This window comes from Devosia aurantiaca, from assembly GCF_011058215.1.
GTDB lineage: Bacteria > Pseudomonadota > Alphaproteobacteria > Rhizobiales > Devosiaceae > Devosia > Devosia aurantiaca.
The window spans coordinates 152,501-156,357 of the sequence record NZ_JAALFG010000006.1 but is presented as its reverse complement, the minus strand read 5'-3'; the positions used below and the strand labels follow the sequence as shown (position 1 = coordinate 156,357).

At 56.0% G+C, this 3,857-nt stretch carries 2 tRNA genes, 1 rRNA gene and 2 other annotated features (1 of these 5 cut by a window edge); all 3 genes read left to right on the top strand.

The features are described from left to right. The first annotated feature begins 1,021 nt into the window (after positions 1–1,021). Positions 1,022–2,650, top strand: a sequence feature (mutual gap in cmsearch alignment for this rRNA model is longer than 100). Beyond that, positions 1,699–2,027, bottom strand: a sequence feature (23S ribosomal RNA rRNA prediction is too short). Its footprint overlaps the feature before it by 329 nt. Before the next feature lie 287 nt (positions 2,651–2,937). Beyond that, positions 2,938–3,014, top strand: a tRNA-Ile gene (locus G5575_RS19075). Positions 3,015–3,120: 106 nt separating this feature from the next. After that, positions 3,121–3,196: transfer RNA gene (locus tag G5575_RS19070), tRNA-Ala, on the top strand. Between the two features lie 338 nt (positions 3,197–3,534). Beyond that, positions 3,535–3,857: ribosomal RNA gene (locus tag G5575_RS19065) — 23S ribosomal RNA — on the top strand; it runs 2,397 nt beyond the window's last position.

Sequence of the window (3,857 nt, the reverse complement as noted above, 5' to 3'; positions counted from 1 at the left end):
CATAGCCAAGACATTCAGTGAAGCAGCGGAAACAAACCGTACTGCAGGCTGACAACACCTTCTTCGTTCAACTGGGATCGGAAATACGAATAAAGCACCCGCAGTTTCAAGGATCGTTACGCGCCCGTTAACCAGCGCTTTCGCATGTCTGTTACAGACAGCCAGCCTGGGGCCGCTGCAGTCGCTTGTCAGCAAGCTGATCAACAAACCAGCAAAGGCCGCACTCTGATACTCCAACAGATGCCGCCGGAGCGATGCAATCTCCAGGATGGGGGCCGGGCACCACGCCAGGTCCTCCTCGTCGATTTGCGCTTGATGATTTCGTTGAGCCAAGTCTGTGCCCTGGTGAGAACATCGTTTTCCTCGGTTCCACTATCTCCCATTCCATCTGCGCTTTTTGCGATTTCGGTCAGCAGTTGCAGTCTTTGCTGTTCCTGCACTTCCCTCGATTTGTTTTCCCTGCTCGATCATTGCCTGTCGGATTTCCTGGAGCTTTCAGTAGCTGGGCAAACCTTGCGAACATTTGGCGTCTGGTTGTGGGGTCGCGCTGCCAGTTCTGGGTTGCGAACTGTTGTGAGGCGCGTTGTCCGGCGCCGAAAGGTAAAGTCGATGCAGCCTTCGTAGCCGAGGTCTTCGCGGCGGGGGTGGATGGAGCATCTGTAGTCGCCGGCAAGGCAGAGGATGCCTGCGGGCTTGTCATGGCCGAAGCCGTCGGGTCGGGAAGCTGTGGCAGTGCAGCAGAGGCCAAAGCAGCGGTCGCAGTCGGCTTCGAGTTCGGGGTGTGGGATGGGGTCGGATTGGGTCACGGCTGCGAGCTTAGCACGGGGCTGGGCCGGCTGTGTGTTTTGGCGCAGGACGACAGCGTAAGGGTTGCCGCGGCCGCCAGGAACGATGCAATGCCTGGGGTGAGGTTTGAGGGGAGGGAGAACGGCGCGCTGCAAGCCGGGTGCAGACCAGACAGGTGTGTGTCCTCCGCTGAAGAGGAATGTGCGGGTTTCAGCATGACCGATGGAGATCTTGATTAGGCGTGAGCCGGATCCTGGTTCCAGAACCCTGCGCTGGCGAGAAGCCGCATGAGGGGTCTCATTTCTGCAAGTGCGAACAGCCCCAGGGCGCTTGAGAGATAAAAACCCCCGGTGGCACCGGGTGTAATGAGAGACGTTTGAGTTTTTGGCAGACCTGACCTAGTTCCCAAGTCTTGAGACAGTACCATTGGCGGGAAGGATTTGACGGTCGAGTTGGGATGGATCGGGTCTGGGGAATCGCCCCTAGGTCGGCGAAAAACATCAACGGTGAGATTTGGATTTTGTAACTGATTAACCTAGTAGGTGATCGAGTGGCTCACCGAAGCGACGACCTTTGGCGCTCATGCCGAGAGGATGATCAGCCACACTGGGACTTTAGCCGCGTCATGCTCTACGCGGAACGACCCGCGAGGCAAATAAGCAGCACAATTCACGATTGCGGACATTGAGCCATGAGAACGTCGATCGATGAAGGCCTTAGGGTTGTAACAGCTCTTTCAGTGGGGCCTATAACGTGACGGTCTTCCACGGCTCTGATAGGGAATACCGTTTTGAACTTCGTGCCAGCAGTTATCCGCGGTAATACGAAGCAGACTGGCGCTGTTCAGGTTACCAGAGGTCGTCCATCCTGTCCTCGTACACGGGACAGCTTTGTTAACACCCACGGCAGATGAAACTCTCACGACGTTCTGAACCCAGCTCACGTACTTTAAATGGAACTGCCTTTGGGACCTGCTCCAGCCCCAGGATGTAACTCGAGGTGCCGGACAATGCTGGTAACGCTTGGGCATTATCAGCCTGTTATCCCCAGAGTACCTTTATTCGTAGAGCGCGGCCCTTCCACACGGGAGGAACACCAGTCGACTTGTCAGTCTCGCAGTCAGGCAGGCTTATGGCACTCGACGACCGAGTTCGACCGGTCTGAGGGACCATCGCGCGCCTCCGTTACTTTGGGAGGCGACCGCCTCATTAGATTACGGTCGCAAGATTAAAACTCAAAGGAATTGACGGGGCCCGCACAAGCGGTGGAGCATGTGGTTTAATTCGAAGCAACGCGAAGAACCTTACCAGCCCTTGACATGGCAGGACGACTTCTGGAGACAGATTTCTTCCTTCGGGGACCTGCACACAGGTGCTGCATGGCTGTCGTCAGCTCGTGTCGTGAGATGTTGGGTTAAGTCCCGCAACGAGCGCAACCCTCGTTCTTAGTTGCCATCATTTAGTTGGGCACTCTAAGGAGACTGCCGGTGATAAGCCGGAGGAAGGTGGGGATGACGTCAAGTCATCATGGCCCTTATGGGCTGGGCTACACACGTGCTACAATGGTGGTGACAGAGGGCAGCTAGACAGCGATGTCATGCTAATCCCAAAAAGCCATCTCAGTTCGGATTGCACTCTGCAACTCGGGTGCATGAAGTTGGAATCGCTAGTAATCGCAGATCAGCATGCTGCGGTGAATACGTTCCCGGGCCTTGTACACACCGCCCGTCACACCATGGGAGTTGGTTCTACCCGAAGCCGGTGCGCTAACCGCAAGGAAGCAGCCGACCACGGTAGGGTCAGCGACTGGGGTGAAGTCGTAACAAGGTAGCCGTAGGGGAACCTGCGGCTGGATCACCTCCTTTCTAAGGATCGAGCTTCAAACCTTTGGGTTTATCGCTCTTTCATAGAACACAGGAGAGCTAGTCAAAGCTCTCCAACTTTGCGGAACACTCGCCGCCTTCGTTTCTCTTTCTTCACACACACGCAGACGTTGTCTGTTTGACTTGGTCCCTCTGGCTCCGCCACCGGGTAGGTCATCAGCGCGTCAGTGTACCGGCTAGCCTTGAGTTTACGCCGATCTCGAGTTCATCGAGATGGCTGATCTTGCTGACTGCTCGCAGTCGACAAGTATCGGTCCAGGCGGATGCCTGGGCCCGTAGCTCAGGTGGTTAGAGCGCACGCCTGATAAGCGTGAGGTCGGTAGTTCGAGTCTACCCGGGCCCACCATTTTGTTTGCCTCGCGGGTCGCAAGACCCTCCGGCGGGGCGGCCAAACGTGGCCGGGGTGCTCGCTTTGCTCGTCCAGGATGACTGGAAGGGCGATGCCTTGGAATGGGGCCTTAGCTCAGCTGGGAGAGCGCCTGCTTTGCAAGCAGGATGTCGTCGGTTCGATCCCGTCAGGCTCCACCACCAAACATAGTTTGGAATGGACTTGGAATGAGGGTCGTTGAGAGATCGGCGATCGATACACAAAGCGTGTGGAACAGAGAGCAAGTTTGGTTGTGTTGAAGCCGCAAGGCATCCACGACCGGATCTTTGGACATCGTAAAGAGATACAACACTGTCTCGTTTGACCCGACACCCTCGGGGAGACACAGTGGCTGTACGTGAGATTTGGTTTTTTTGATCTGACCGATCAAACCAGAGCAGTGATGCTCTGGAGACTAAGCGGCCCGACGATGGAGGCCTGAGCCAGAAGACAAGAGCTGGTTTGGGCTGCTGATATTGCGGGCATTGATAATGAGAACGATCAAGCGTCTTAAGTGCATCTAGTGGATGCCTTGGCGTGTGCAGGCGATGAAGGACGTAATACGCTGCGATAAGCCTCGGGGAGCTGCGAATAAGCTTTGATCCGAGGATTTCCGAATGGGGAAACCCGACCGTAAGGTCACCCGCAAGGGAGCTAACCCGGGAACTGAAACATCTAAGTACCCGGAGGAAAGGACATCAAACGAGACTCCGTTAGTAGTGGCGAGCGAACGCGGACCAGGCCAGTGGCCTCGGTGTAAGAACGGGAAGAAGCTGGAAAGCTTCGCCAGAGTGGGTGATAGCCCCGTACCGGTAGAAAGCA